General features: G+C 62.1%; 26 protein-coding genes and 1 tRNA gene. 13 read left to right on the forward strand and 14 right to left on the reverse strand.

Annotation, left to right across the window (positions count from 1 at the left end):
- The first annotated feature begins 144 nt into the window (after nucleotides 1-144).
- The 5 genes from NP80_RS17300 to NP80_RS17320 are packed head-to-tail and all read left to right on the forward strand — an operon-like array spanning nucleotide 145 to nucleotide 4,834.
- Nucleotides 145-591 carry a TIGR03757 family integrating conjugative element protein gene (locus tag NP80_RS17300; RefSeq protein WP_031688390.1) on the forward strand — a complete coding sequence of 149 codons (447 nt, stop codon included), beginning with the start codon at nucleotides 145-147 and terminating at the stop codon, nucleotides 589-591.
- On the forward strand, nucleotides 588-1,538 hold the full coding sequence (locus NP80_RS17305; protein ID WP_006411714.1) for a TIGR03756 family integrating conjugative element protein: 951 nt from the start codon (nucleotides 588-590) through the stop codon (nucleotides 1,536-1,538). The genes NP80_RS17300 and NP80_RS17305 overlap by 4 nt, the downstream gene beginning before the upstream one ends.
- Before the next feature lie 9 nt (nucleotides 1,539-1,547).
- Nucleotides 1,548-2,951 carry an integrating conjugative element protein gene (locus NP80_RS17310; protein WP_006411707.1) on the forward strand — a complete coding sequence of 468 codons (1,404 nt, stop codon included), beginning with the start codon at nucleotides 1,548-1,550 and terminating at the stop codon, nucleotides 2,949-2,951.
- Entirely contained in the window at nucleotides 2,948-3,301 is a 354-nt protein-coding gene (locus tag NP80_RS17315) for a hypothetical protein (protein WP_006411722.1), read from the forward strand. The genes NP80_RS17310 and NP80_RS17315 overlap by 4 nt, the downstream gene beginning before the upstream one ends.
- A 15-nt stretch (nucleotides 3,302-3,316) precedes the next feature.
- On the forward strand, nucleotides 3,317-4,834 hold the full coding sequence (locus tag NP80_RS17320) for a conjugal transfer protein TraG N-terminal domain-containing protein (protein ID WP_006411720.1): 1,518 nt from the start codon (nucleotides 3,317-3,319) through the stop codon (nucleotides 4,832-4,834).
- A gap of 5 nt (nucleotides 4,835-4,839) precedes the next feature.
- On the opposite strand, the gene NP80_RS17325 is transcribed toward NP80_RS17320, so the two are convergent.
- The 3 genes from NP80_RS17325 to NP80_RS17335 all read right to left on the reverse strand — a co-directional run bounded on the left by NP80_RS17325 (nucleotide 4,840) and on the right by NP80_RS17335 (nucleotide 6,079).
- Nucleotides 4,840-5,211 (reverse strand): DUF3742 family protein, encoded by a 372-nt coding sequence (locus NP80_RS17325; RefSeq protein WP_006411717.1) that lies wholly within the window; start codon nucleotides 5,209-5,211, stop codon nucleotides 4,840-4,842.
- An 86-nt stretch (nucleotides 5,212-5,297) separates the two neighbouring features.
- On the reverse strand, nucleotides 5,298-5,762 hold the full coding sequence (locus NP80_RS17330) for a type II toxin-antitoxin system YhaV family toxin (protein ID WP_006411718.1): 465 nt from the start codon (nucleotides 5,760-5,762) through the stop codon (nucleotides 5,298-5,300).
- Nucleotides 5,762-6,079 carry a type II toxin-antitoxin system PrlF family antitoxin gene (locus NP80_RS17335; protein WP_003454724.1) on the reverse strand — a complete coding sequence of 106 codons (318 nt, stop codon included), beginning with the start codon at nucleotides 6,077-6,079 and terminating at the stop codon, nucleotides 5,762-5,764. The genes NP80_RS17330 and NP80_RS17335 overlap by 1 nt, the downstream gene beginning before the upstream one ends.
- Nucleotides 6,080-6,392: 313 nt before the next feature.
- Between NP80_RS17335 and mobH the strand changes: the two genes are divergently transcribed.
- A complete protein-coding gene (gene mobH, locus NP80_RS17340) occupies nucleotides 6,393-8,240 on the forward strand; it encodes a MobH family relaxase (protein ID WP_031688389.1) in 1,848 nt (615 codons plus the stop codon).
- Between the two features lie 26 nt (nucleotides 8,241-8,266).
- Here mobH and NP80_RS17345 read toward each other — a convergent pair whose 3' ends face one another.
- Complete coding sequence (locus NP80_RS17345) at nucleotides 8,267-8,572, reverse strand: helix-turn-helix domain-containing protein (RefSeq protein WP_031688388.1); 306 nt, start codon at nucleotides 8,570-8,572, stop codon at nucleotides 8,267-8,269.
- 104 nt (nucleotides 8,573-8,676) lie between these two features.
- On the opposite strand from NP80_RS17345, the gene NP80_RS17350 reads away from it, so the two are divergent.
- On the forward strand, nucleotides 8,677-9,303 hold the full coding sequence (locus tag NP80_RS17350) for a substrate-binding domain-containing protein (protein WP_006411712.1): 627 nt from the start codon (nucleotides 8,677-8,679) through the stop codon (nucleotides 9,301-9,303).
- 22 nt (nucleotides 9,304-9,325) lie between these two features.
- On the opposite strand, the gene NP80_RS17355 is transcribed toward NP80_RS17350, so the two are convergent.
- On the reverse strand, nucleotides 9,326-11,179 hold the full coding sequence (locus NP80_RS17355; RefSeq protein ID WP_006411704.1) for a tyrosine-type recombinase/integrase: 1,854 nt from the start codon (nucleotides 11,177-11,179) through the stop codon (nucleotides 9,326-9,328).
- Between the two features lie 240 nt (nucleotides 11,180-11,419).
- Nucleotides 11,420-11,494: transfer RNA gene (locus NP80_RS17360), tRNA-Gly, on the reverse strand.
- Between the two features lie 236 nt (nucleotides 11,495-11,730).
- On the opposite strand from NP80_RS17360, the gene NP80_RS17365 reads away from it, so the two are divergent.
- Nucleotides 11,731-12,798, forward strand: a complete 1,068-nt coding sequence (locus NP80_RS17365; RefSeq protein WP_006411705.1) for a nucleoid-associated protein — start codon at nucleotides 11,731-11,733, stop codon at nucleotides 12,796-12,798.
- Entirely contained in the window at nucleotides 12,795-13,784 is a 990-nt protein-coding gene (locus NP80_RS17370) for a GTP pyrophosphokinase (RefSeq protein ID WP_051003637.1), read from the forward strand. The genes NP80_RS17365 and NP80_RS17370 overlap by 4 nt, the downstream gene beginning before the upstream one ends.
- 407 nt (nucleotides 13,785-14,191) lie before the next feature.
- Here the strand turns inward: NP80_RS17370 and NP80_RS17375 are convergent, their stop codons facing one another.
- Nucleotides 14,192-14,401 (reverse strand): hypothetical protein, encoded by a 210-nt coding sequence (locus NP80_RS17375; RefSeq protein WP_035948117.1) that lies wholly within the window; start codon nucleotides 14,399-14,401, stop codon nucleotides 14,192-14,194.
- A gap of 33 nt (nucleotides 14,402-14,434) precedes the next feature.
- A complete protein-coding gene (locus NP80_RS30930) occupies nucleotides 14,435-14,800 on the reverse strand; it encodes a hypothetical protein (protein WP_105756504.1) in 366 nt (121 codons plus the stop codon).
- An 88-nt stretch (nucleotides 14,801-14,888) separates the two neighbouring features.
- On the opposite strand from NP80_RS30930, the gene NP80_RS17380 reads away from it, so the two are divergent.
- Complete coding sequence (locus NP80_RS17380) at nucleotides 14,889-15,119, forward strand: hypothetical protein (protein WP_035948119.1); 231 nt, start codon at nucleotides 14,889-14,891, stop codon at nucleotides 15,117-15,119.
- A gap of 3 nt (nucleotides 15,120-15,122) precedes the next feature.
- Here NP80_RS17380 and NP80_RS17385 read toward each other — a convergent pair whose 3' ends face one another.
- On the reverse strand, nucleotides 15,123-15,521 hold the full coding sequence (locus NP80_RS17385; RefSeq protein ID WP_045594010.1) for a helix-turn-helix domain-containing protein: 399 nt from the start codon (nucleotides 15,519-15,521) through the stop codon (nucleotides 15,123-15,125).
- A 173-nt stretch (nucleotides 15,522-15,694) separates the two neighbouring features.
- On the opposite strand from NP80_RS17385, the gene NP80_RS17390 reads away from it, so the two are divergent.
- Nucleotides 15,695-16,174: a MarR family transcriptional regulator gene (locus tag NP80_RS17390; protein WP_006411716.1), complete on the forward strand. Its 480-nt coding sequence runs from the start codon at nucleotides 15,695-15,697 to the stop codon at nucleotides 16,172-16,174.
- Between the two features lie 82 nt (nucleotides 16,175-16,256).
- Here the strand turns inward: NP80_RS17390 and NP80_RS17395 are convergent, their stop codons facing one another.
- The gene (locus NP80_RS17395; RefSeq protein ID WP_006400871.1) at nucleotides 16,257-16,502 is read right to left on the reverse strand and encodes a helix-turn-helix domain-containing protein; all 246 of its coding nucleotides are present in this window, start codon (nucleotides 16,500-16,502) and stop codon (nucleotides 16,257-16,259) included.
- A gap of 117 nt (nucleotides 16,503-16,619) precedes the next feature.
- Here NP80_RS17395 and NP80_RS17400 point away from each other — a divergent pair, with 117 nt between their 5' ends.
- The gene (locus NP80_RS17400; protein ID WP_006411709.1) at nucleotides 16,620-17,474 is read left to right on the forward strand and encodes a CHASE domain-containing protein; all 855 of its coding nucleotides are present in this window, start codon (nucleotides 16,620-16,622) and stop codon (nucleotides 17,472-17,474) included.
- Nucleotides 17,475-17,495: 21 nt separating this feature from the next.
- A protein-coding gene (locus tag NP80_RS17410; RefSeq protein ID WP_226823114.1) for an IS3 family transposase occupies nucleotides 17,496-18,745 on the forward strand; the annotation gives its coding sequence in 2 pieces (ribosomal slippage) (nucleotides 17,496-17,862 and nucleotides 17,862-18,745; 1,251 coding nt in all).
- 571 nt (nucleotides 18,746-19,316) lie between these two features.
- On the opposite strand, the gene NP80_RS17415 is transcribed toward NP80_RS17410, so the two are convergent.
- The 4 genes from NP80_RS17415 to NP80_RS17430 all read right to left on the reverse strand — a co-directional run bounded on the left by NP80_RS17415 (nucleotide 19,317) and on the right by NP80_RS17430 (nucleotide 23,989).
- Nucleotides 19,317-20,327, reverse strand: a complete 1,011-nt coding sequence (locus NP80_RS17415) for an ornithine cyclodeaminase family protein (protein WP_006411711.1) — start codon at nucleotides 20,325-20,327, stop codon at nucleotides 19,317-19,319.
- Between the two features lie 36 nt (nucleotides 20,328-20,363).
- Entirely contained in the window at nucleotides 20,364-21,359 is a 996-nt protein-coding gene (locus NP80_RS17420) for an asparaginase (protein WP_035948123.1), read from the reverse strand.
- 58 nt (nucleotides 21,360-21,417) lie between these two features.
- Nucleotides 21,418-22,671 (reverse strand): D-amino acid dehydrogenase, encoded by a 1,254-nt coding sequence (locus NP80_RS17425; protein WP_006400865.1) that lies wholly within the window; start codon nucleotides 22,669-22,671, stop codon nucleotides 21,418-21,420.
- A 235-nt stretch (nucleotides 22,672-22,906) separates the two neighbouring features.
- On the reverse strand, nucleotides 22,907-23,989 hold the full coding sequence (locus NP80_RS17430) for a GlxA family transcriptional regulator (protein WP_233620093.1): 1,083 nt from the start codon (nucleotides 23,987-23,989) through the stop codon (nucleotides 22,907-22,909).
- Nucleotides 23,990-24,314: the final 325 nt, after the last annotated feature.

The following is a 24,314-nucleotide window of genomic DNA, read 5'->3' on the forward strand; positions in this document are numbered from 1 at the left end:
TCTGGTCCCCGCGGGAGCCTCGGCTCCCGCTTTTCTTTCGCCTGTCTGCCCAAAGCGGAGCGCGCGCGGTGCGCATTCCTTGTCGCGGGTGGACTGCGTTCGGCGTTCGACTAGAGCCTTGCTCTCATTCCCAGGACGCCCGCCATGACGGCTCCCTTCTTGAAATCCATCCCGCGGCTGCGGGCCACGCGCACCGCCTGCGCGGGAGGGCTGCTGCTGTGTCTGCTCGGCCAGGACGCATCCGCGGCCGACGTGCTGGTCGTGACCGACAGCCGCCATCCCGTGCAGTCCGCATCCGGCGCGCGCGTGATCGAGCTGGACCTGCCCGAGCGCATCGAGGCGGAACTGGCCGCGGGCCTGCCAAACGACCCCAGCCGAGCAGCCGCGCTCGTGCAGCAGCGCTTGCGCGATGGCGGCCAGGCACTGCAGCGCCGCATCGGCAGCGCCTATCAGGGCGTCGCCGATGCCTGGGGCCTGGGTATCGCCAAGGTGCCTGCCGTGGTGGTCGATCGCCGCTACGTGGTCTACGGCGAGCCCGATGTCGCGCGTGCCGTGGCCCGCATCGAATCCCACCGGAGGGCACAGCCATGAACCGCCTGCTGTCGGCGTCGTCGCGCCGAGCCCGCCTTGCCATCGCTTCGGTGCTGCTCGGCGGCGCCGCTTCGACGTTCGCGCTGAACACGGCCACCATCGTGTCCTCGGCCCTGTCGCCCGACTGCCTGGAATACCGCGTCGTCGGCATCTGCTACTGGCTGTTCTGCACCTGGACGGGTTGCACGGTGCGCACCTCGGTGAAGGTGCGCCACTACGTGCCCGACGCCGTGGTATCGAGCTACAGCAACACCGGCGAGAACCCGTGGATCGAGGTGCGCGCCATGAGCATGCCCAACCCCACGGCGCAGGCCGGCGGCGACGGGACGACGAACCACGACAACGAGAACAGCCTGGCGAAGTTCAAGAACGCCGACGTGATCGGGCATCCCGGTGGTTCGGTGTTCAGCCAGTTCGCCAGCGCTTCCGGCTACGCGTGCCAGGGCGCAGGCGCGGCCTTCATGCCGTACCTGCTGAGCACGCTGGACACGCTGGCCTGGCGCTACAACGTGCCGGAGATGGTGTACCCCGAGGCGCTGATCCCCGGCATGCGCGAGATCGGCGGCCGCACGACGCTCAACCTGTGGGGCAACGTCTATCCGCGCGGCGGCTTCCTGCACCAGACCGACGACTACAAGAGCGGCGCCGTCGTCGTGCAGCGCGCGGGCGATGTGGTCACGCGGCGCATGCAGCCGCATGTCTACCAACCGCTGCTCGCGAGTTCGAGCGACGGCTACTGGCCGGCCGGCGCCCTCATGGAGAGCGATGCCTCCACGGGCAAGTGGCAGGAGCTGACGCCGACCCTCTCCAACTCCTGCGCGGTGTTCCCGCACAGCAATACGCGCGTGCAGGCCCAGCAAGGCGACTACGCCTGGGCGCTGTGGCGGCCCTATGCCTGCTGCCAGCGCCGCGGGCAGGTCTTCCTCGGCAGCGTCGATTTCCTCTGAGGTGTTCCCATGAAAGCGTCTCTCTCCCGTTTCGCACAGCGCGCCAGGCCCTACGCGCTCAGCATCGCGCTCGCCTGCGCCGTCACGGCCGCAGCAGGCGTCGCCTGGGCGCAGACCCGCATCACTCCCACCGGCGTCGGCGTGAGCGGCAGCGTCATCGGCGACGACGTGCTCTACAGCATCGGCGGCGGCCGGGCCGTGTCCATGGGCGGCGCCGGGAACATGCAGAGCATCGGCGTGGGCATCGGCTGGAACAGCAACCTGATCTGCGGCGACATGAGCATCACGACGACGCTGCAGAACCAGTTGAACGGCATCACCAATGGCTTTCAACAGATCATGAGCAACGTGATCCAGAGCGCGACCAGCGCGGTCGCCTCGCTGCCGGCGCTGATCATCCAGCGCGCCGATCCGGGCCTCTACAACCTGCTGACCAACGGCGTGCTGCAGGCTCGGCTCGATTTCGACCGCAGCAAGTTGACGTGCAAGGCAATGGCCAACCGGATGGCGGACATGGCCGGCGGCCAGGCCGGGTGGGATCAGCTCGCCGAAGGCTTCGCGCTGCGCGATGCGGTGAGCAGCACCGATGCGGTGTCCGCCGTCGAGCAGGCCGAATCGAACAAGGGCAACAACGGCGTGCCCTGGGTGGGCGGCGGCAACGCGGGCGGTTCGGGCCAGGGCTCGATCAAGGTGGTCGGCGACGTGACCCGCGCCGGCTACAACCTGCTCAACAGCCGCGGCGTTATGGACACGTCGTCCATCCCGCGCGCCTCCTGCGGCAACCGGCTGACCTGCCAAACCTGGTCCTCGCCGCAGGCCGCCGCCGACTTCGCAACCCGCGTGCTCGGCGAGCGCGAGCAACGCACCTGCGAGACCTGCACCAAGACGCAGACGACGCCCGGCGTCGGCCTCACGCCGGTAATCCAGGAAGAGTACGAGACCAAGCTGCAGGCACTGCAGGAGCTTGTGACGGGCGCGAAGCCGACGACGGTGGCGAACCTCGAAGCGGCCGGCAGCAACTCGCTGCCGATCACGCGCGGCGTGATCGAGGCGCTGCGCGACGAGCCCGATCAAGACCTGCTGGGCAAGCGCCTGGCGTCCGAGGCCGCGCTATCGAGCGTGCTGGAGAAGGCCCTGCTGTTGCAGCGCACGCTGCTGACTGGCAAGAAGGAGCCGAACGTCGCCGCCAACGAGCTGGCCGTGAAGGCGGTCGATCAGGAGAACACGGCGCTGGAGCAGGAGATCAACAACCTCAAGACCGAGCTGGAGCTGCGGCGCACGCTGGCCGCCAATTCGGCGATGGCGATCGTGCAGCGCCACGGCACTCGCGCTGCGGGCTCGCGCGGCATCTTCGAGGGCGACACGACGCGCGACCGGCTCAAGGAAGTGCAGAAGCCGCGGAGCGGGCCATGACCAGCCGGGCCTGGCTGCGGCCGGCATGGCTGCTCGGCCGCCGCGTCGGCATCGTGCTGCTGTGGGTGCTGCTGGTGGCGGGCATCGCGGTCGGTGTGAACGTCGTCGGCCTCCATGTCGTCGGCAGCATCGACGGCTGGGAGCAATGGCTGCGCGAGCACTCGGGCCACTTCCTCGTCTGGCGGCTACTGCTCTACGCAGCGACGGCCTACGGCTGGTGGTGGATGCGTCGGCGCCTGCGCGAACGTGAGCCGTCGGCCGAGACCCATCAGCGCCTGCTGCGCGTCGAGATCGCGGCCGTCGCCACCCTCGTGCTGCTCGAAGGCAGCCAGCTACTGCGCAATGGCTGAGCCCCGGAGAACGCCATGACGCTCAACACAACGGACTACCTGGAGTATTACCTGACCCTGGTCGGGTGGATCGTCAGCAACGGCATCTGGAGCATCCTCGTGGCCAGCGGCGTGTTCGCGCTGCCGTTCGTGGTCATGGTGGTGCAGGAATGGCTGCGCGCGCGGGCCGAAGGCGCGGACGAGGGCAACAAGGGCGTGCTGTCCTCGATGCGCATCGAGAACCGCGTGTGGGTGGCGATCGTCGTCATCCTGTTCGCCGGCATCCCCTTCATTCCGGTCGACCTCAGCACCATCAAGTTCGACACGACGCGCTCCGCGCAATGCCAGGTCAGCGTCCCGCAGCCCACCGACACGGGCTGGTCGAACGCCTACACCACGCTCAACAACCAGAGCGCGCTGGTGCCGGTGTGGTGGTTCTTCATGCACGCCATCTCGAAGGCGGTGACGGGCGGCGCGGTGGCGGCGATCCCCTGCGGGACGGATCTGCGTCAGATGCGCATGGACGTGGATGCCACGCGCATCGATGACCCGGTGCTGGCCCAGGAGGTCGGCGACTTCGTGCATGACTGCTACGGCCCCTCGCGCGCCAAGCTGTTCATGTCTCGGCCCACGCTCTCCGACGAGCAGATGAACGACGTGACCTGGATCGGTTCGAGCTACTTCCTGAACAACGCGGGCTTCTACGACACCTACCACTCCAACACGCCACGCACGGCTTGGCCCTACGACGCGACGCGCGATGCAGGGCTGGCCCAGGTGGATAGCGGCGGGGGCTACCCCACGTGCCGGCAGTGGTGGTCGGACGGCGGCAGCGGCCTGCGCGCGCGCCTGCTGGCCCAGGTCGATCCCGACCTGCTGACGCGCATCGGCCGCTGGGCGGGCTTCCTGTCGCAGAGCGAGGTAAACGACTCGGTGATCCGCGCCGTGGTCTCGCCGCGGCAGCAGAAGATGAACCAGGGCTCGGTCTACACCGACTACGGCGGGCAGATCGAGAAGACGCTGCCCAACGTCGTGACGCGCGGCGCCGGCGACCTCGGGCTGACCATGGGCTCGCTGGGCTTCTTCCCGGCGATGGACGTGGTGCGCCAGGCGCTGCCGATGGTGCTGTCGCTGCTCAAGATGGCGCTGGTGATCTGCATCCCGCTGGTGCTGGTCTTCGGCACCTATGAGCTGAAGGCGCTGGTCGCGGTGAGCTGCGTGCAGTTCGCGCTGTTCTTCGTGGACTTCTGGTTCCAGCTCGCGCGCTGGCTGGACAGCACGATCCTCGACGCGCTCTATGGCTGGGGGTTCGGCGCGAACCGGCCGCACAGCAACTTCGATCCGCTGATCGGCCTGAACAACGCCTTCGGAGACATGCTGCTGAACTTCGTCATGGCGACGATGTTCATCGTGCTGCCTACCTTCTGGGTGGCTGCGCTGGGCTGGGTAGGCGTGCGCGCCGGAACGGCAATTCAAGGGCTGGCGGCAGGAACCAGGGACGCCCAAGCTGCTGGCGGCAGGGGTGCGGGTGTCGCTATGAAAGCAGCGAAGTAACGCCTCTAGGCTTGCTCGTCTTCTGGATCGTGGGGGTCGATCCGGTAGTCGTCATGGGTGTAGAGGCCGTACCCGGCAGGGCCGTATCGCCATTCCGGCTTGTGTTCCTCGTCGTAGCTCCCATCGTCGTTGCGGACTACCCAGGCGCCGACCAGCGCGAACGCAAGCAACAGCGCCAGCCAGAACGCGGTGTAGAGCAGGACACCGATCGCAGCGAGCTTGACGGCCAGCAGCGCGGCCTTGGCAATGCCAGGCGCCCATCCCCGCGCGAGCAGCCAGCCCTGCGCCCGCCGATCCAGACGCGCGCAGCTTCGCCACGCCCGGCCCAGTGTCCGGCCGAGGCGTTCTGCGAAGGTGGTCTGTGCGGCGGTCTTCATGGTGGCTACCTCATGTTCATCCTGTCGTGTGGCTGTGATCCCTGTCCATATCGCGATTGAATCCTGTGCAGTTCTTCAACCGCGGCCTAGCCTTTGTCCGTTGCTCGCCAGTCGGCCTTGCTTGCGGCCACCAGCGCCGCCCAATCGTCCGGCGGGTTGCCGCGGCCCAACATCTTCTCGAACACCGCATAGGGATCGGACTTGCTGCCCGCCGACCGCAAGGTCTGCTCGTCGTTGACCCAGGCGAACACGATCGCCTTGGCCTTGGAGTCGTAGCGGAAGAACAGCCGGAACCGCCGCCCGATCTTCGCGCGCCGCCAGTGCCGGTAGGCCGGCCCCAAGGTGTTGCCCTGGCGGAATTCGTCGCGCGCGGGATCGCTCGGCACGGCATCCATGATCAACTGGCTCAACGCCCGGAACAGCTTGACGTTGCCGTTGCTCTCGAACCCCTGCGGGTCGTTCTGTTCGGCCCGTTCCGCGGCCGCGTGCAGCTTGCGCAACTGCTCGATCACGCCCTCGTGAAACAGCAGCGTCCAACCGTGCCGCTGCATCAGAGCGCCACTTCGCCTTCGATGTCTTCATCGAGGTTCACCGCGTGGTGCGCGTTGGCCAGCATGGCCCGCGCCAGATCGTCCGGCAGGGACTGGACGTGTCGCCCGGCCCGGATGTCCGCTTCCAGCAGCCCCAGGAAAGCGCCGATGGCCGGGTCTTCATGGTCGGCGTCGGCGCGGGTCACGACGACTTCGCCGCCGCGCAGGTCGAACGCCACCTTGCCGCCGGTGTCCACGCCCAGCGCCTGCCGGATGGACTTGGGCAGCGTGATCTGACCCTTGGAGGTCAGTGTCGCGACTTCGTGGATTTCGGGCATGGCGGCACTCCTGATGGCAATGCCTGAATGGTAAGGAAATTTCCTTACCTTGTCAATCTGGGTGTGCATGGTGCTCCGTCCGGTCGATGAAACGGCTCCATCGTAGGAGCGGCACAGCCAGCCTTCCCGTATCAATCCGACTTGGGCCAAACCCGCATTGGTTGTGGTCTGGCAGGCGTCGTTGCCCTATATCCAAAGGTTTCCGTAAAGGCCAAAGGGCTGGGGAAGGGGCAAGGGAATGGGGCCAAGGGGAAAGGCCCTACCCAAAAAGGCCAAAAGGCTCTCCCGACCGGCCCGCCGTCCGGGGTTCGCCATGCTCTCGCTGTTCCAACGCAAACGGGTGCCGCCCGCCGCCAGTGCGCCGACGCCCAAACCTTCCGCCGAGCCCGGCAAAGGGCTGATGCGGCCGGAGCCGGCCGCATCGCTGCTGGCGACACCCCGCCGGCAGAAGCTGCTGGAACACATCTGGCAGCGCACCTCGCTCTCGCGCCGGCAGTTCGCCACGCTGTACCTCGCCCCGCTGGAACGCTACGCCGAGTTGGTCCAGCAATTCCCCGCGTCGGAGGCCCATCACCACGCCTATCCGGGCGGCATGCTGGACCACGGCCTGGAGATCGTCGCCTACGCGCTCAAGCTGCGGCAGTCGCATCTGCTGCCCGCCGGCGCCACGCCGGAGGCGCAAGCCGCCCAGGCCGAGGCCTGGACGGCCGGCACCGCCTACGCGGCGCTGCTGCACGACATCGGCAAGATCGCGGTCGACCTGCACGTCGAGTACGCAGACGGCACGGTCTGGCACCCCTGGCACGGTCCGCTGCGGCGGCCGTACCGCTTCCGCTACCGCAGGGAGCGCGAATACCGGCTGCACAGCGCCGCCACCGGGCTGCTCTACGCCCGGCTGCTCGATCCGGGCATCTTCGACTGGCTCGCCGGCTATCCCGACCTCTGGGCCGCGCTGCTGTACGTGCTGGCCGGCCAGTACGAGCACGCCGGCATGCTCGGCGAACTGGTCGTGCAGGCGGACCAGGCATCGGTCGCCCAGGAACTCGGCGGCGATCCGAGCAAGGCCCTGGCAGCGCCCCGGCACGCACTGCAGCGCAAGCTGCTCGATGGCCTGCGCTACCTCCTGAAGGAAGAGTTCAAGCTGAACCAGCCCCAGGCCTCGGATGGCTGGCTGACCCAGGACGCGCTCTGGCTGGTGAGCAAGACCGTCTCGGACAAGCTGCGCGCGCATCTGCTGTCGCAGGGCATCGACGGCATCCCGGCCAGCAACACGGCGGTGTTCAACGTGCTGCAGGATCACGGCATCGCCTTGGCCACGCCGGACGGCAAGGCGATCTGGAAGGCCACCGTCACCAGCGATGCCGGCTGGTCGCACAGCTTCACCTTTCTGAAGCTGTCTCCGGCCATGGTCTGGGATGCGGCAGACCGGCCGGCACCGTTCGCGGGTCGCGTGCAGGCCGACGAGGAACAAGGGGCGCTGACGCCACAGGCACCGGCAGCCGAAGCGCCGGGCCTGGAAAGCGCCGATACCGTGCCACCGAGCACCGCGCCGACCGCGCCCGTGCCCGCCGGCAACGGCGTGGCTGCGCTGCTCGATCTGCTGAGTGACACGGCCCCACCCGTAGCACCGGAGCCCCCGAGCGACCCCGAGCCGGCCTCGCCACCGTCGCCTACGGTGCTGCCGCAGGTGAGCCCCGCGCCAACTCGGGATCGGCCGGAGCCTTCCGGCGAGCATTTCATGGCCTGGCTGCGTCAGGGCATCCAGACGCACAAGCTCATCATCAACGACGCCAAAGCCCTAGTGCACAGCGTCGCGGGAACGGCCTACCTGGTGAGCCCCGGCGTCTTCCAGCGCTACGCGCAGGAACATCTGCAAATCGCCGCACTGGCGAAACCGGAGAACCTGGAGGGATGGCAGTGGGTGCAGAAGCGTTTTGAGAAACTGAGTCTGCACCGCAAGCAAGCCAGCGGGCTGAACATCTGGACCTGCGAAGTCACGGGGCCGCGCAAATCCAGGCGACTGCACGGCTACCTGCTGAGCGCTCCCGAAGCGCTGTTCCAGGAAATGCCTCCGGACAATCCATACCTGCGCCTCCTCACCGAGGCCGTAAAGCGCGAAAATTCAGCCGCCGGTAATAAGAACGACAACGAACAGGGGTAGACAAGGGGCCACGGCGCGGGCCGGCTTCAGTCCGCAGACTTGGGCGGAGCCGTCTCTCCCAGCTTGGCTTCAGTCAGCGCCATCAAGTGGGCAGAACTGCATTTCAGCGCACGGGCGATTTTGAGAATGAGGGGGAGCGTGGGGACATGCTCGCCACGCTCGATCTTTCCCATGTGCGAACGCTCGATTCCTGACAGATGGGCCAGCGTTTCCTGGGCGATGCCTTGACTGGTTCTTTCTTCGCGCACGGAGGCCCCAAACGCGATGGCTGGTTCCGCTTCGTAGGTTGTTGTGCCGGTGGGCCGGCCTCTCTGAATCGAACGCTTTTGCATTGCCAAAAGCGTCGAGGATTGACACGATATAAACCACGTTAAACTTAACTCACGAGAAGCGACTTCATCGGTCGCCGCGAGTTCACTGCCTGGGGGAACTGGACGTGAAATCGAGCGATGCCTCCACTGAAATCCGGGTGGCTGTGCTCGGCGAGTGGGTGCCTTCACCGCTTGCCGACTTGCTGGCGTTACAGCGCGCCGAAGAGCCAGAGACCGCCACTGCTTTGATCGGATGCAGTGTCACGGCGCAGGCGCAGGAACTGCCGCACGATAACTTTGACCTAGCCCTGTCCACAGCCGCCTGGGAGTGGCCGGGCTGGGTGTGCGAACCGTTGTGGCATGACACGCTGGCGGTCGCCGTCGCCAAGCGCTCGCACCTGCTGTCTTACCGTGAAGTGCCTCGCCAAGAACTGCTCAAGCAGCCGTTGATCTGCGCGCAGTCAACGGCCGACGAGCCGTGGCACGCGGTGGCGCAGCGCCTGTTCGAGGACGAACTGCGGGGCCGCGAGCAGGTGGTCAGCACCTTCGACATGGCCATGACGCTCGTTGCAGCGGGCTACGGCATCGCCTTTGCCCCTGTCGCAAGGCTGGCCAGCTACCTGTGCCGAGGCATCGCCGCGCGGCCGCTGGCCGGCTCACCGGCCATCGTGATGGCCTATCTGCTGCGTCCCTGCACGTCCTTGACCGAGCCCCAGGAGCGATTCGCGCGCCGCGCCCGTTCCGTGTCCTGATGAGGGGCGCAGCGCAAGGCTACTATGCGAACCCCACCACCTTCTCCTGATCCCACTCGCTGGCCTTCACGCTCGTGACCACGGCCATGATGATCTTGTCGAGATTGTTGGCGGTGGCGCCCTCCAGGGCCGAGCGGCCGCGCAGCATCGCACGCGGCTGCAGCAGCGCGTGGTAAATCTGCCAAGGGTCCGCGCCCCGGCTCAGCTTCATGACGGACTGGACCAGCTCGTGTTTGAGCGGGTCGAGGTGCCAGTCCGGCACCCGCTGGCCGCGGTTGCCCAGGTTCAGTGCCAGCAGGTTGCCCGCCTTGATCTCGTAGCTGATCCACCGGCGCGACTTGCCCGCCATCTTGGCGAACTCGACGACCGGAAGGTTGTGCGGCGACTCGAAAACATCGACGAGTTCCATCCGCTTGCGTTGAACGTCGGACAGTGGCTGCTCCATCACCGAGCGCGGCGCCGTGACCGCCGGCAGCCGCTGCGCCGCGGCTGACACCAGCGGCATCGCATCGCCAGGCTTGGTCACGAGCAGGATCGGCGTCGTCGCCGCCCTGGGCGGTGCGCTGTCAGCGGGATCGCCCCCGATGGCGGGCACGCCTTCCAGGTGAATGGTGAGCGGCATGCTCGCCGCTTCGACCATGTTCTGCTCAAAGAGGTCGAGGCGGTCGGCCCAATCCTGCATCATGCGGCGGCGCTGCTCCACGTACTCGGCGTGGTTGTACGTGCTGCTGACCTTGTTGGGATCGACGTGGGAGAGTTGCGCGTCCACCCAGGCTTTCGGATAGCCGAACTCGTTGAGCGCGGTGGACATCGTGGCCCGGATGCCGTGCCCCGTCAGCAGGTCACGGTAGCCCATGCGCTTGAGCGCGCCGTTGAGCGTGTTCTCGCTCATGCGCTTCTTCAGGTCGTTGTCGTGCCGGAGCAGATAGCGCTGGGCCGGCTTGAACTCCTCCAGCATGTGCCGGACGATCTCGATGGCCTGCACCGACAGCGGCACGATGTACGGTGGAATGTCCTGCGGCCGCTGGCGCTTCCTGCGCATGTCCACCTGCAACTGCTTCACGACGTCGGGCGGGATGATCCACAACCCCTTGTCGAGGTCGAACTGATCGGGCGTCGCCAGCCGCAACTCGCCCGTGCGCACGCCGGTCAGGCACAGCAGCCGCAATCCAAGCTGGGTGCGCAGCCTGCCGCGGTACTTGCGCAGCCGCTGCAACAGCTTCGGCAGATCCTCCATGCGCAGGAACGGGTTGTGGTTCACGGGCGGCAACGGCACGGCGACCACATCGAGGTCGGACGCCGGGTTTTGCTCCAGCCCCGGCACGATCACCAGCGCGTAGCGGAACAAGTGGTTCAACCACGTCCTGACCTTCTCGGCAACGGAGAGCGCCTTGCGCTTCTCGATCTTGGCGATCACGTCCAAGAGGTCGGAGCGCTTGATCTCGTAGATCGAGCGCTTGCCCAGGTAGGGCAGTACATCCTTGTCGAAGACGCGCGGGAGGATGGAGTGCGTGGTCTGCCGGCCCTTCTTGAGGCTGAGCGCGCGATGGGCAAACCACTTCCTGTAGATGACCTCGAAGGTGTGCTCGCCGGCGAGCTTGACCGCGGCGCGCTTCTGCTTGCGGTGAACACGGGGATTGATGCCCTTGGCGACCAAGGCGCGCGCCTCGTCGCGCAGCGCGCGGGCTTCGAGCAGCGATACCTCGGGATAGGTGCCGAACGACATCCGCTTGGGCTCCTTGAGCCAGTAGTAGCGGAAGTGCCAAGTCTTACCTCCCGTCGCTGCAACAGCGAGGGAGAGGCCCAACGTGTCGGGGAGGGTGTAGTCCTTGCCGGTGGCTTTGGCGCGTCGAACGGCCAGGTCGGAAAGTGCCATGCTTCTAGCTCCTGAACGTGAGTCAGGAACTCGATGCTGGTCACATCACCTGCGCGCCTCTACAAACAATCCGGAAGCGGTCGTGCCCGCAAAAATGGACACAATCATGGACATAAAAGTCCTGGCTTCAGGCGGATTTCCGTGGACGACAGCAGAACATCAAAGAGAGAAAAAAACCGTTGCGTGACAACGACTTGCAAACTCTCTTGGATTTCAGCGGACCTCCGCAGAAAGATGCAGTGGAGCGGGCGATGGGAATCGAACCCACGTCATCAGCTTGGGAAGCTGAGGTAATGGCCATTATACGACGCCCGCAGAACTGGCGATTCTACAGGGTTTGGCGTGGGGATGGCAAGCGGGCGGTTTTGGGTGGTGGCGTCGAAACTGGTATCGCTCTCGCTGTTCCTCCTGGCATCGTCCGTTCGACGGGTAGCGTCTACCCGCGCAATGGAATACTGTGTAGATGTACAGTGTTTGTGCCGGGAACTTTCCTCAGCCGGCAGGAATGTGTCACACTCGGCGCGCTAGTAATAACTACACGCTGAGGGACCATGCTGACGTTGGATTTGCTCGTCATAGAGCGACTGGTTGTTCATCACATCAATCAACGGGATGCGGACAGAAACGTCGTCGAGCCAAATTACGCTGACGACTTGCTGCACTTGCCGCCGGGAGCGATGGATATGTTTACGCGACGGATTGTGCAGGCACTCGGGCATCGGTCGCACGGTATCGAGGTCGATATAAGAGACGCGGGTCCGGGCAGCTTTTTTCAGAATGCTGCCGATGCTATGCATGCTGACGAAGGTCAATTCATGGCGCTGAGTCGCCAGATGGCGCATGACTTGGCTGCTGCGCAGGTCACGCGGGATTTGCCGCCGAGCAAGCTTATTGTTGTTTCGGGCGTCGTGGGCAGAGTGCAACGCCGATTTATGGCAGTCATCAAAGCAGAAATGCAAGATGGGTTGGGTGAGACTAGACACGGTCGGCAGACTCAGATTGACTACCTGACGAATATCTTTCTTACTGACAGTCAGCGTCTGTATAAGATTGGCTACGTGCAACAGATCGGCGGGAATGCGGGACGTGCTCAGCCGTACCAGCGGGAGCATTTCGTGATGCATCTTTTCGACCACTTGATGACGGGGACCGAGACAAGAAGCGCTGCGCTGTATTTCTACAGCGGGTTCATGGGCGCTGACATCGCTGCCTCAGACAAGCGTCTGACACAGGACTTCTACGAACGTACCATCGAGTTCATTAACTCTCGCGGCTTCGAGCCAGAGGACCGTATGGATCTTGTCGATGCGTTGCGTTCAGAGCTCCGGAGCAACAAACAGACCCTCAGCGTGGCCGACTTTGGGGATGAACACTTTGAGCGAGCTACACGTGACGAGTATTGCGATTTCATGGAGCGTGCCAACTTTCCGGTGCATGCAGTATCCAAGAACACGGAGTACATCAAAGCGAAGCTTAAACGGCGACAGCGAATGGTTTTTTCGGGGGACGTAGTGATTTCTACGCCACCTGACAAACTGAAGGAGCTTGTTTCTATCGACACGTCTGTTGATGGGGTAACTACAGTTACCATTAACGGCACACTTCAGTCACAGGAATGACCCAAGACGAAGTCGATAAGTGGCTTGGCGATCTATCTCCCGCACTTGAGGAGTGGGGGAAATTTGTCGTCCAGCGAGTCACTAATCGGGTGCGAGGCGAAATCGGAGAGCATAGGTATGGATCCTTCTTCAAGGTGGAGCCGACCTATCGTGTGAAGAGTGCCAAGTCCGCTTTTGAGAAAATCGACAGGAAAGGATACACAGATCCCGGCAGGCAGATCACGGATCTAGTGGGGGCACGCTTCATCGTTTTAGTGCGCACGGACATCGACATACTACAGGAGGCTTTGGCTCACTGCACAGACTGGACGCTTAGCAGGGAGCGGGACCCGTCATTCGAAATCAGCCAGGAGCCAATGGTCTTCGACTATCAGTCGGTCCATTATCTCGCAAGAAATAAGAGCAAGCTGGTACTCAACGAGGTTGAAGTGCCAGCGGATCTTGCGTGCGAAGTCCAAGTGCGAACGTTGTTGCAGCATGCATATGCGGAACTTGTGCATGACAACATTTACAAGCCAGCGGGCGTAGTGCCATCGTCCACGAAGCGACTAGTTGCTCGGTGCATGGCGCTGATGGAAACGACGGACAGCATGTTCTGTGAGGCGCTTGAAGAGTTAAATCAGGTGAATACGGAGCGTGAAGAATGGCTTCGGTTCTTGCCTGATGTCTATGCGCAAGTCACGGGGTATCGCGATGTGTCAGCTAGTGACGACGATACAATGACGGTGTTGAGCAAATATCGCGACTGGCTAACGCAAACGAATCGAGAAAAATTGCGCGAGCTCGTTACTCTGCCTGCTCTGGCGAAGAAGATCGCCGGCCGTGTTGGTAGCGACTCTTTGTTCGATCGACCAATGTGCCTGCTCGCATACTCGTTGATTGACGAACACGGCTCGGCTGCGTTCGAGTTGTGGCCTATCGAGAGATATGCGAACGACGTACAGACGATCATGGCGGATCTCGGAAAGGCGAGCAAGGTGCGTTAAACGTCGCGAGTCTCGCAGAGGCGAGAGACCTGATGTTGTCGCGACTATTCGGGAGATACTCGCTGGTAGTGCTTAGCGAGCAACTTCTCCTTCTTCAGGCGTTGGACTTAAAGAAACCCATGCTGCGACTCCGTCTCAATAGAACTCTTTCTCTTTCACTGCACGCAGTTCTTTCGAGTTACATCTTGGGCAGCGGGCGGGAGGAGACGACCTTCTTGATCGCCAGTTGTAAAAGCATTTTTCGCATGCCATCTCGCCGCGCCAGACAAGATAAAAGCGGTTTTGTGAGCACAGCTTGCGTAAAAATCTTTGTTCATCTTCAAGCTTGCTTGTCATTGGCTTGGCCCCAGCAGCCCAATATATCGAGTCGAATTGCTTTGTGTGTCAATTCTAAACTGGCGTGTCGATCAAGCCGCAAAGCCGTGATAGCTGCCAACCGCCACGGCTGCATCAACGAATCGTTTTGCAGTTGCGTGATCCGTAATTACAGTCTTTCCATCTATGGCTAGGTAGATGCTGTCCTCGGGGTAGAACGAGAAGCGGCCAAATTCGACGTCCATTGAGGTTTTGCCGCTTTGATCCAAAACAGTCTTGTCAAAATACATCGTGACCGCCATGATTGTTCTCGCCCGAGTTGACGATGTTTCGTGCTATCGGAGTACGCCATTCTTGTGACATACGATGAGGTTCGCTTGTTCCTCGATTTCGCTATTTGAAATTGAGATGGGTGCAAAGCGCGTAGGGTAGTTTGGAGTTCTGATGATGGCGCCCTGAAATATCTTGAAGCCAGTATATCCGCCAAACTTATTTTTTGCATTTACGTAGCCGCATGCAGTATTACCGTCTGCGCTAATCCGTATTTCGCGGAATTTTGCGCTATCTGGGTCAGTTAATTCGTGAATGATGGCTTGCTTTATCGCTTTTTCATCTTCGGGGCTGACCGAGTTTTGCGCGTAGGAGAGTGCCGGAGAAACTGCAAGCAAGAGGGCGCTCGCCGCCTTAGAGGTGAATCTCATTGTGAAGTCCCCGTTAAGTTGTCAGCTTGATATTCAACCTTATACCACATCGTAGCTGGAATCGGGGTGTCGCCGGGATAATCGGCGCATGAATGATAGCCAACACCATAAGGACTACCCGTCACTTACCATCGCGCAGATTCGCGATCTGGTTGCATTGGTCCGGGACAGCTTCGGAGGCAATCTCCCATGGACCAGCTTCATCGAACGTCTGTTGATGTCGCTCGAAGACATTCCGGGATTCGAGATGAGCGATGTTCCTCCATCGCTGATTGACTTGGCATGGGCTGAGTACGTCGGCCATCGCATCGAGTCCTGATCGCTACTTGTGCCGCTTGCTCTTTGCTGGATGCTTGGCCTTGAGCATGCCAGCGAATTGCTGAACAAAATTCACGACGAGTTCCCGCTCGTCGCTATCCAATCCATTGAGCGCATTCGCAATCATCGCCAGTTGGTCGTCCGGCCGCTTCGATCCACGTTGCAATAACTGGTCGACCGAGCAGTCCAGCGCGTCGCTGAGCTGCTGGAGCCGATGCAAGGTCGGCATCCTCGTACCGCGCTCCCATCGACTAATCGCCTCCTGTTCCAGATCGATCATCTCCGCAAGCTTGGCCTGAGTCAGACCGCGTGCGCGCCGTTGTTCGGCAATGGCGGTCCCGACACGAGCAGCAAGCAGCGCGTCTTCGGCATCGTCGGTGGGCGAGGTAGGGCGGGTAGTCATAGGCCGATATGGTCGTCTTCATTCCGGTAGTGATGAACAACCATAGTGGAATGTAATATTCCAATATGGTTGAATTCGAGGCGACTTTGCCGTATCGTGCGGAAATGCCTGAGCGGTCGGGGATAACAGCGAACGCCGTCGGGCAAGGGCCAATTCAGAAAAATCAACGACCTATGACCACGAACGATCCTCTTTCCCGGTTTCACGCCTTCATGACCGCCTATGAGGGATGTCGAGCGTCGGCGCTCGCGAGCGCGTTGCAGATGACGCCGATGGCGGCCAGAGCACTCGGACTGATCAATGCATTTCCGGGCATGACCCTGCACGAACTGAGTTGTGTTCTCGGCGGCAGCCAGGGGCAGGTAATCGGCGCGGCATTCGACCTCAAGCATCTCGGATATATCGACATCACCGAGGAGAAAAACGACAATCGCCGGTGCGTTCTCCAGCCCATTCGCGACCGAATGTTCGGCTTCGATGGGTATCAGCGGCTCGTGAACAATCTGGCGGCGGACGCCGGAATCGCCGAACGCTTGGAGGCGTTGCTACCGCTGTATCAGGACGTTTTGATGAAAGCTTTGGAAGAGTTGCAGGGAGACGCCCAAAACGTTCAGTATCAAGCGCAGCGGCGGATTCTCGCGCGGGTGGTGTGACCACACGGCCACGTGTGTTGTGTTGGATCGGAGATAGCGGGATCGAAGGGGCGACGTCGGCATATTCCCGAGGCGCAGCAAGCTACTTGCGACGCTGATTTTTCCCGTGACCGGACTCGAACGCGAGCATATCGCTCGGCGGGACGTTCAAGGTTTCGGCTAGGACGCAGATATTGTAGAGCGCGATGTTTCTCTGACCGCGCTCGATCCCGCCGACATACGACCGCGCCAAGCCCGATTCGAGGGCGAGTTTTTCCTGCGACCAGCCTTTCGCCTTTCGCAGTTCCACCAGCCGTTTTCCGAACAATTCGAGCGGGTCGTAATCCATCGTTGGATGTCCATGAACATCCGTTGGAGGGTATGGATTTGACCTTTATGAAGCCACTCTCTATGAGGACACGCACTATAAGTTACAATTTGCCGTCTGGATGGGGAGCGTGCCCCGTTGGCTCTACTCCCTGATGATCGTTTCCGCGAGCTAGGTCAAAGTCCGTCCGTGTGTTCACTTCATCGGTTGCTGGCAGCAGGCTTCCCCTTACAATGGCTGGCCTTGGTTTCGTGCCTGATCCTGATGATGCTTTCCATTCGGCATCTCCGTCCTTCCGCCAAAGTGATTGTTGTTGCCCTTGCCGGGTGGATAGCTGCGGCATCGATCGTCATTGGTGTTCTTGTTGCCTCCGAGATTGCCCGTCTGCGAAGAGAGTTCGTGGGCCAGAGTGAGACGACCTACGAAATCGTTCGCCAGCGGCTCGACCAGAATGAAGCCGTACTCGCCGGCATCGATTCCCTGCTGCACACGTTCCCCGGCGTGGAGTCGAAGGGCTTGAGCGATTACGCTCACCAAATGCTGACGCGCTATCCGCACATCTACATGATCGAGTTGCAGCCGCGCGTGGAGCTGGCTGACGTCGGGAAATTCGAGGCTTGGGCAAGAAAGAAGGTCACGCTCGGGTACTTCATCAAAGATTACGGATATGGGGGCGAGCGGAAATGGCATCCTGCATCGACCCGCTCTGTCTACTATCCGATAACCTTCATGGAGCCGCAGGAGCCGGCTGCTCTTCCGGTCCTTGGGCTGGATGTCTATGCCGACAGCAAGTTTCGGGGGGCGATAGACAAGACCATCCGGACAGGGCGACCGTCGATTTCCGCACCCTTCGACCTGTATGAGGGCGGGCGGGCTTATCTGATCTTCAAGGCCATCTACAGTAGCCCTCCGGAAACCAGCAGCGTTGCAGTACGAGCACAACTCGCGACCCGAGTTGTTTCGATGCTGATTGGAGCGGCCCCACGTATCTGAGGACACAAGGACTCTCTTAAAATGAGGGATAGTCTTGTGCCTATCAGTAAGCCTAGTCATTACGTGGAAAGCATCGAAATTCTGACCGAGCCGGAGCGCCGTCGTCGGCGCACGGCGCAAGAGAAAATCGCCATCGTGCAGGAGACACTTGAGCCGGGAGCATCGGTGTCGGCCGTGGCGCGTCGGCACGGCGTCAATGCCAACCAGGTGTTCGGCTGGCGCAAGCAATACCAGGAAGGCAGTCTGGCGGCGGTGAAGGTAGGCGAAACCGTTGTGCCGGCATCTGAACTGGCCGCCGCCATCAAGGAAATCAAGGAATTGCAACGGCTGCTCGGGAAGAAGACGCTGGAGGTCGAAATCCTGAAAGAAGCCGTGGAATGGGGCCGTTCAAAAAACCTGATTGCGCGCTCGCCCTTGCTGCCGGGGGACGACCGATGAAGACGGTCTGCGAAGTTCTCGGCGTGGCGCGCTCTGCCGTGGCGGTGAAGCGAACTCGCTTGTCTGACTGGCGCGATGGTCGCCGTGCCCGCGTGACCAATGACGCTGGACTGGTCGAGGAAATTCAGACCCATGTAGCGCATCTGCCGACTTACGGCTACAGGCGTGTCTGGGCGCTGTTGCGTCGCAGTCGGGAGCAGACCGGTGCGCCGTGCGTCAACGTCAAGCGCGTGTATCGGGTCATGCGTGAGCATCAGTTGCTGCTGCGCCGCCCCGGAGTGCGGCGAGACAAGCGGCGGCATGACGGTCGCATTGCCGTAGACCGCAGCAACACCCGCTGGTGCTCCGACGGCTTCGAGTTCCGGTGCGACGATGGTACGCCGCTGCGCGTGACGTTTGCGCTGGACTGCTGCGACCGTGAGGCAATTAGCTGGGCAGCGACGACCGGCGGGCATAGCGGTGATGTGGTGCGCGACGTGATGCTGGCCGCCGTCGAGCAGCGCTTCGGTACCACACGGGCCGCGCAGCCCATCGAATGGCTGTCGGACAACGGCTCGGCCTACATCGACCACCGTACGCGCAGCTTCGCTCGCGAACTGGGCCTTGAGCCGCTGACCACGCCGGTACGTTCGCCGCAGAGCAATGGCATGGCTGAATCGTTCGTGAAGACCATGAAGCACAATTACGTTGCCTATATGGACAAGCCTGACGCACCAACGGCGCTCTCGCATCTGGCTATCGCGTTCGAACACTACAATGAGCGCCACCCGCATAAAGCCCTGCAATACCGCTCGCCTCGCGAGTTCAGGCGTAATGCGGTGTCATCAACCTAACGGTGTCCGCGTGTCCTGAGTTACAGGGGCAACTCCAGTGGCGGAGTCGCCCGCATCCGCATAAGACGGAGCAACGATGTTGCCCTCCACCGAAACAAGGGAGCGCCGCGCTTGGGCAAGACCCGGGGGCGTGACGATCGAGGGAGGATTCAGAGAGGCTCGGCGGGCAACTGGAGATTCGGTTGATCCCAACCTCGGCGCTCGGGTCATCACTGCCAGAAGCGCGCCCGGCGGAGTGCCCTCCGGCCGGCCGGGCCGCTCGGCTTTTGCAGTCGATGTGGCCGGCCCAGCATCATCGCTGGCCAAAAGATTGATCGAATCACTGCTAGGGCGCGAGACAAGAATAGTAGGGTTAGTGCCGGACATGACTTTTCCCATGTAAATGAACGATTGAAAGCCGAACCGAATGGCGTTTGCGTGCCGCTCGTTGGCAATGTCATCGGAATGACATACGCCTATTTTCGGCTTCGTCGATGCGTTCGCTCCGCACGGGACGAAGTTATGGCTCAGTGGGCGAATGGCTCGCGCGGCTCCGGCGCGAAAGCCGGCTTGCGCGACGCGTGCCTGTCTCTCAAGCGAGGGCTTGCGCTTTTTGCATGACCCGTCGCGTAACGAGTTCGCCGAGGGCAACGTCGGCGAGCCCTATGCCAAGCGATTTAAAGACGGTGATATCGCCTTCGTCGCGCCCAAGAGAGTCGCCGTTGGCAATCGCGCTGCCAAGCTCGACCACCTCTTCCCAATGGATTACCCCGGCAGCGGCCATCAACAGATCGCCGGCTTCAGCCTTTGCTTGCTCCAGCGATTCGACGACGATGAGGCTGGCGCGAGAAAGCACCGTATCGTCGATTTCGCGTGCATTCGGTTTGCTTGAGCCGATGGCCGCGACGAATGTGCCCGCTTTGACGTCGGCGCCATCGAAGAGCGGCACGGCGCTTCTCGTCGCGGTGACGATGACGTCGGCGGCTTTCACGGCCGCCTCGGCGGACGACGCATCGAAGCGCACTTGCGGAAAGAGCGCCTGCATCTGCGCGACGGTCTCAGCGACGTGTTCTATGCCGACGATGAGTACCTGCTCGATGGCCGAGTGCTCGACGATCGCGCGAATATGGGATCTTGCCTGTACGCCTGTACCGAACACCGTCAGCACTTTTGAATCGGAGCGCCCAAACGCATCGAATGCGATGCGCGTCACAGCCGCTGTACGGTATTCGGTTAGCGCGCCGCCATGAATGATCGAGAGCAGCCGCCCGTCTTGCGTGGAGAACAACGGGATGACGAAGTCGAAGATGCCCTTATGTGTGGAATATACCTTCGCGCCGCAAACACCCGCGCCCGGCAAAATCGCTCCCATGGTGCTCAATGAAATGCTTTCGCCGAGCGTGCGCACTCGCGGCTGAATCTTGGCCTGTTGGGTGCCTTGCTCCGCCAATGCAAGTCGCAGCGTGGAGATTGCGTCGCTCATCGTGATGAGCTCATGGACTTGGTCGTCGGTGATGATATGCATAATGTTTTCCATCCTGAGAACGCCGAATGTGGCGGGCCGCCGGATGGCCAGGTTTGGAAATACGACCTGATGCGCCATGACGCAAACCCGATTGCGCCACCCGGACCGCGTGTTTCAGTAGCGATAAAACGCTGCTTGCAGCGCGCTTCGCTCGCGCGGATTGCTTGACATGGCCAGCATCAGCAGAATGCGGGCTTTTTGCGGCGCTTGGTCGTCAACCACGATCCAACCGTAATCGTCGTCCGGCTGCGCACCATTGCGGATCACGACTCCGTTGCCGGTGCGCGAGGCGCGCACGACTTGCAGGCCGTTGCGCGACGCCGCTCGCAACGGCTCGATGATGCGCTCCGCCACGTTGCCGTTGCCGGTGCCCGCATAAATGAGTCCGTTCGCATCGGATGCGACCGTACCGATCACCTCCTCGCCGAGCGCGCCATACGCGTAGACGATATCGACTTTCGGCAGATGCTCGAGCTCGTCGATGGACCATTCAGTGAGAAAGGTATGGTCGCGGGACGGTACGCGGTAGTAGCGCGGCTCCCCTTCGACGACGTACCCGAGCGCGCCGTATGGCGAGCGAAACGCTTCAAGTTTGAAGCTGTTTGTCTTGATGACGTCGCGCGCGGTGTGGATCTCTTCGTTGGCGACGACAAGCGTGCCTTTTCCGCGCGAGGCCGGGTGAATCGCCACCGAAATGGCATCGTAAAGGTTGAGCGAGGCGTCGGAACTCATCGCGGAGGGCGGGCGCATCGATCCGACGACGACTACGGGCTTTGCGCTGTTTAACGTAAGGTGCAGGAAGTAGGCGGTTTCCTCGATCGTGTCGGTGCCGTGTGTCAGGATGACCCCGTCGACGTCGTCGTCTTTCAGAACGGCCGATACCCGCTTGCCGATCTTGAGCAAATGATCGTTGTTGAAGTTTTCGGAGCCGGTTTGCAGCAATTGCTCCGCTCTCAGGTTCGCGAGCGACGATGCTTCGGGAATGGCGGACAGAATCTCGTCAATCGTCAGTATTGAACAGGCGTAGGCGGAGGTATTCGCCGCGCTTTCACCGCGGCCCGCAATGGTGCCGCCCGTGCCGATCACTACGATATTAGGTTTGTCTCTCATTCGGTGCGGATGGATGTTATCGGAATGGACTGTGAACGGTCGATCACAGGTGGCCCGCTCAATGACTGAGTGCAAATACGCTGGAAAGCGCCGAATCGGTATTTTGATCGAGCCAGTTGGTAAGCAGCGCCGCCGATCCCGCCGCCAATGTGAAGCCAAGCGCGCCGTGTCCGACATTGAGCCAAAGGTTGCGATACGGTGTGGGCCCAATGATTGGCGTGCCGTGCGGGGTGGCAGGACGCAGGCCAGTCCACTCTCTGACTTCGCCCTGATCGGCCGCGACCTTCGGCAGGAAGGCTGCCGTCTCGGCGCGCAGTGTGGCGAGACGGGCTGGGTCGGGCTTCAATGAGTACCCGTCGAGGTCCGCCATGCCGGCCACGCGCAGCCGGTCGCCAAGGCGCGCATAGACGACCTTGCGCGCGAAATCGGTGACGCTGATCTTCGGCGCCCCGGCGTGGCGGCCGAGGTGGTAGGTCAAACTATAGCCCTTGAGCGGGTAGATGGGAACGTCGATCCCCAACGGTTTAAGCAGACTTCTGGAGCCTGTGCCGGTCGCGATGATGATGTTCTCCGATTGCAGCGTGGCTGCGCCACTGCGAGCCTCGACGTAGCCGCGCTTTGAAAGCCGGAGCTCGTCGATCGGCGTATTCATCGCAAACTGCACGCCGCGTGAGCGCAGAATCGCCGCAAGGCTCTGGCAAAAGCGGTAGCAGTCCGCTGTGTCTTCGCTTTGGGTATAAATGCCGCCGGCAATCTCTTTACGCACGTCCGCTAGCGCGGGCTCGAGCGCGACGCATTCTTGCGCGCTGAGCGCCGTCTGCTCGCAGCCGAGTGAGCGCTGGTATTCGAGCAAGTCCACGGCGGATTGCATCGCGGCGGCGGAGCGATGCAAGATGAGTTTGCCCGAATGCTGGAAATCGAAGTCGAGCAGGGGTTCGTCCCGCACCAGCTCGTGCATGAGCGTTCGGCTGGCAAACGACAGGGAAAGCAATCTGCGAGTGGTGATATTGCTGCGCTTGCGCGTGCAAGCCAGCGCGAATTGCAAACACCAGCGCCATTGATCGGGATTGGCCGAGGGCCTGAAGCGAACCGGCGAGTCTTTATCCATCAGCCAGACGGGAAGCTTCGACAGCACGCCCGGCCCCGCGAGCGGCGCGACATAGCTGTACGAGAGCTGGCCCGCGTTGCCGTAGCTGGTCTCGGTTGCGACGTCCGCATGGCGGTCGACGACGATCACCTGATGCCCGGCGCGGCTCAAATAATAGGCGCTCGTGAGGCCGATGACGCCCGCACCCAATACCATGATCTGCATGTGGCTTTCCGATGTCTTTTGCCGCGATGCATCGCAAACGACGCAGTTGGGCGGCTAGCGCGCGTCAAACCTCTTGAGCGACGCCCGATCTTTTGAGTGAATGGAATGTACGATCAAGCGGCGCTCGTGAGATTGCACCGATCGGCAAAAAAGTAGAACGGAAGCGACAGGGCTGCCAAATGAGCGCGAAAGCAAGCACGAAAGCAAGCAGCGCAAGCCGCCGTGAAGCGATGCGTCAGTCGGTTGTCGGACCTGAGCGGGAGCTGCGCAGCTTGCCCGGCGTGACGCCGTACGCCTCGCGAAAGACGCGAATAAAGTGCGCGGAGTCCGCAAAGCCGCAATCGTAGGCGATATCGGTGACCTTGCGAGAGGTATTGAGCAGCATCCAGCGCGCGTACCGCAAACGCATGCGGCGATAAAACTCGTTTGGCGACACCTTCATCTCGGCCATGAAAGCGCGCTCCAACTGGCGCACGCTCGTGCCGACCATTTTGGCGATGACGGCGATATTGAGCGGCGCTTCGAGGTTTTCCTCCATCAGCAACGCCGCGTGCCGCACGGTGGCATCGTCCACCGAGAGGTAACCGAGCGCCCGGCGGCGCTCGACGAAGGAAGAGCCGGCCTGGCGGCTCACCGTCATCTGATGGATGACCTTTGCCGCGCGGTCCGGCCCGCAATGCAGATTGATGAGCCGCGCGGCAAGCTCGATGACCGATATGCCGCCCGCGCACGTGACCCGGTCCCCATCGATCAGATAGTCCGCATGCGTCACCACGCGCAGACCGGGGAACATATTGCGGTAGTCGTCGAAGTGGAAGCTATGCACGCAGGCGACGCGATCGTCCATCAAACCGGCGCGCGCCAAGACGAAGCTGCCGGTGCAAATCCCTACGAGCGGAACGCCGGCTTGCGCCGCTTCGCGCAGATAGTCCCAGCAGCGCTTGTCGACCTGATCGAGGTGGGGCAGCAATCCGCCGATCGCGACGATGTAGTCGAACTGCTTGACATCCGGAAAGACGGACTGCACCGGCACGGCGATCCCGCAACTGGATTCGACGGTACTGTTGGGTGCGCCGATCGTCGTCCATACGCAGCGCAGCTGGCGGCTTTGGTCGCCGCGATCGGCCGCGTGGCGCAAGGCATCGCAAAGACCGCCCAGCGACAGTAGCGGAAACCTCGGCCATAGCAGAATTCCGACGTTCAACTCCGCGCCGGAGCGCCGCTGCGACGGCTCGGCGGCAGTCGAAAGGGAGTCCAGCCGTTCGACCAATTCGTGCGCTGGAGTCGTGCTGGACGGGGGATCGTCGGAGGGGCGCATGCGCGACAGCGAAATCGGGACGTCGACATTATACGGCCGTCCACCGCGCGCCACCGCTGTCGCATATCTTCTGTTTTCTGGCAGATCGGTGCAATGCCGTGAGTTTGTGTCCACATACATTCGTCTCCGCCGTCATCGGAACGGCGTCGTGCGGGATTGAAGGACGGGATCCGCCGGGGACGGTCCATTGGATCGTCGGGGTATAGCGAGTGAGACGGGCTTGGTGGCGGATGCGATTTCCTATTCGCGAAGGACGCCTGCAGTGACCGCCTTTTCTTTGGTCAAGCCAGAACAATTGGTGAGGTGCAGCAATGAGCAAGAGCTT

The sequence above is a fragment of the Burkholderia multivorans ATCC BAA-247 genome (assembly GCF_000959525.1).
Classification (GTDB): domain Bacteria; phylum Pseudomonadota; class Gammaproteobacteria; order Burkholderiales; family Burkholderiaceae; genus Burkholderia; species Burkholderia multivorans.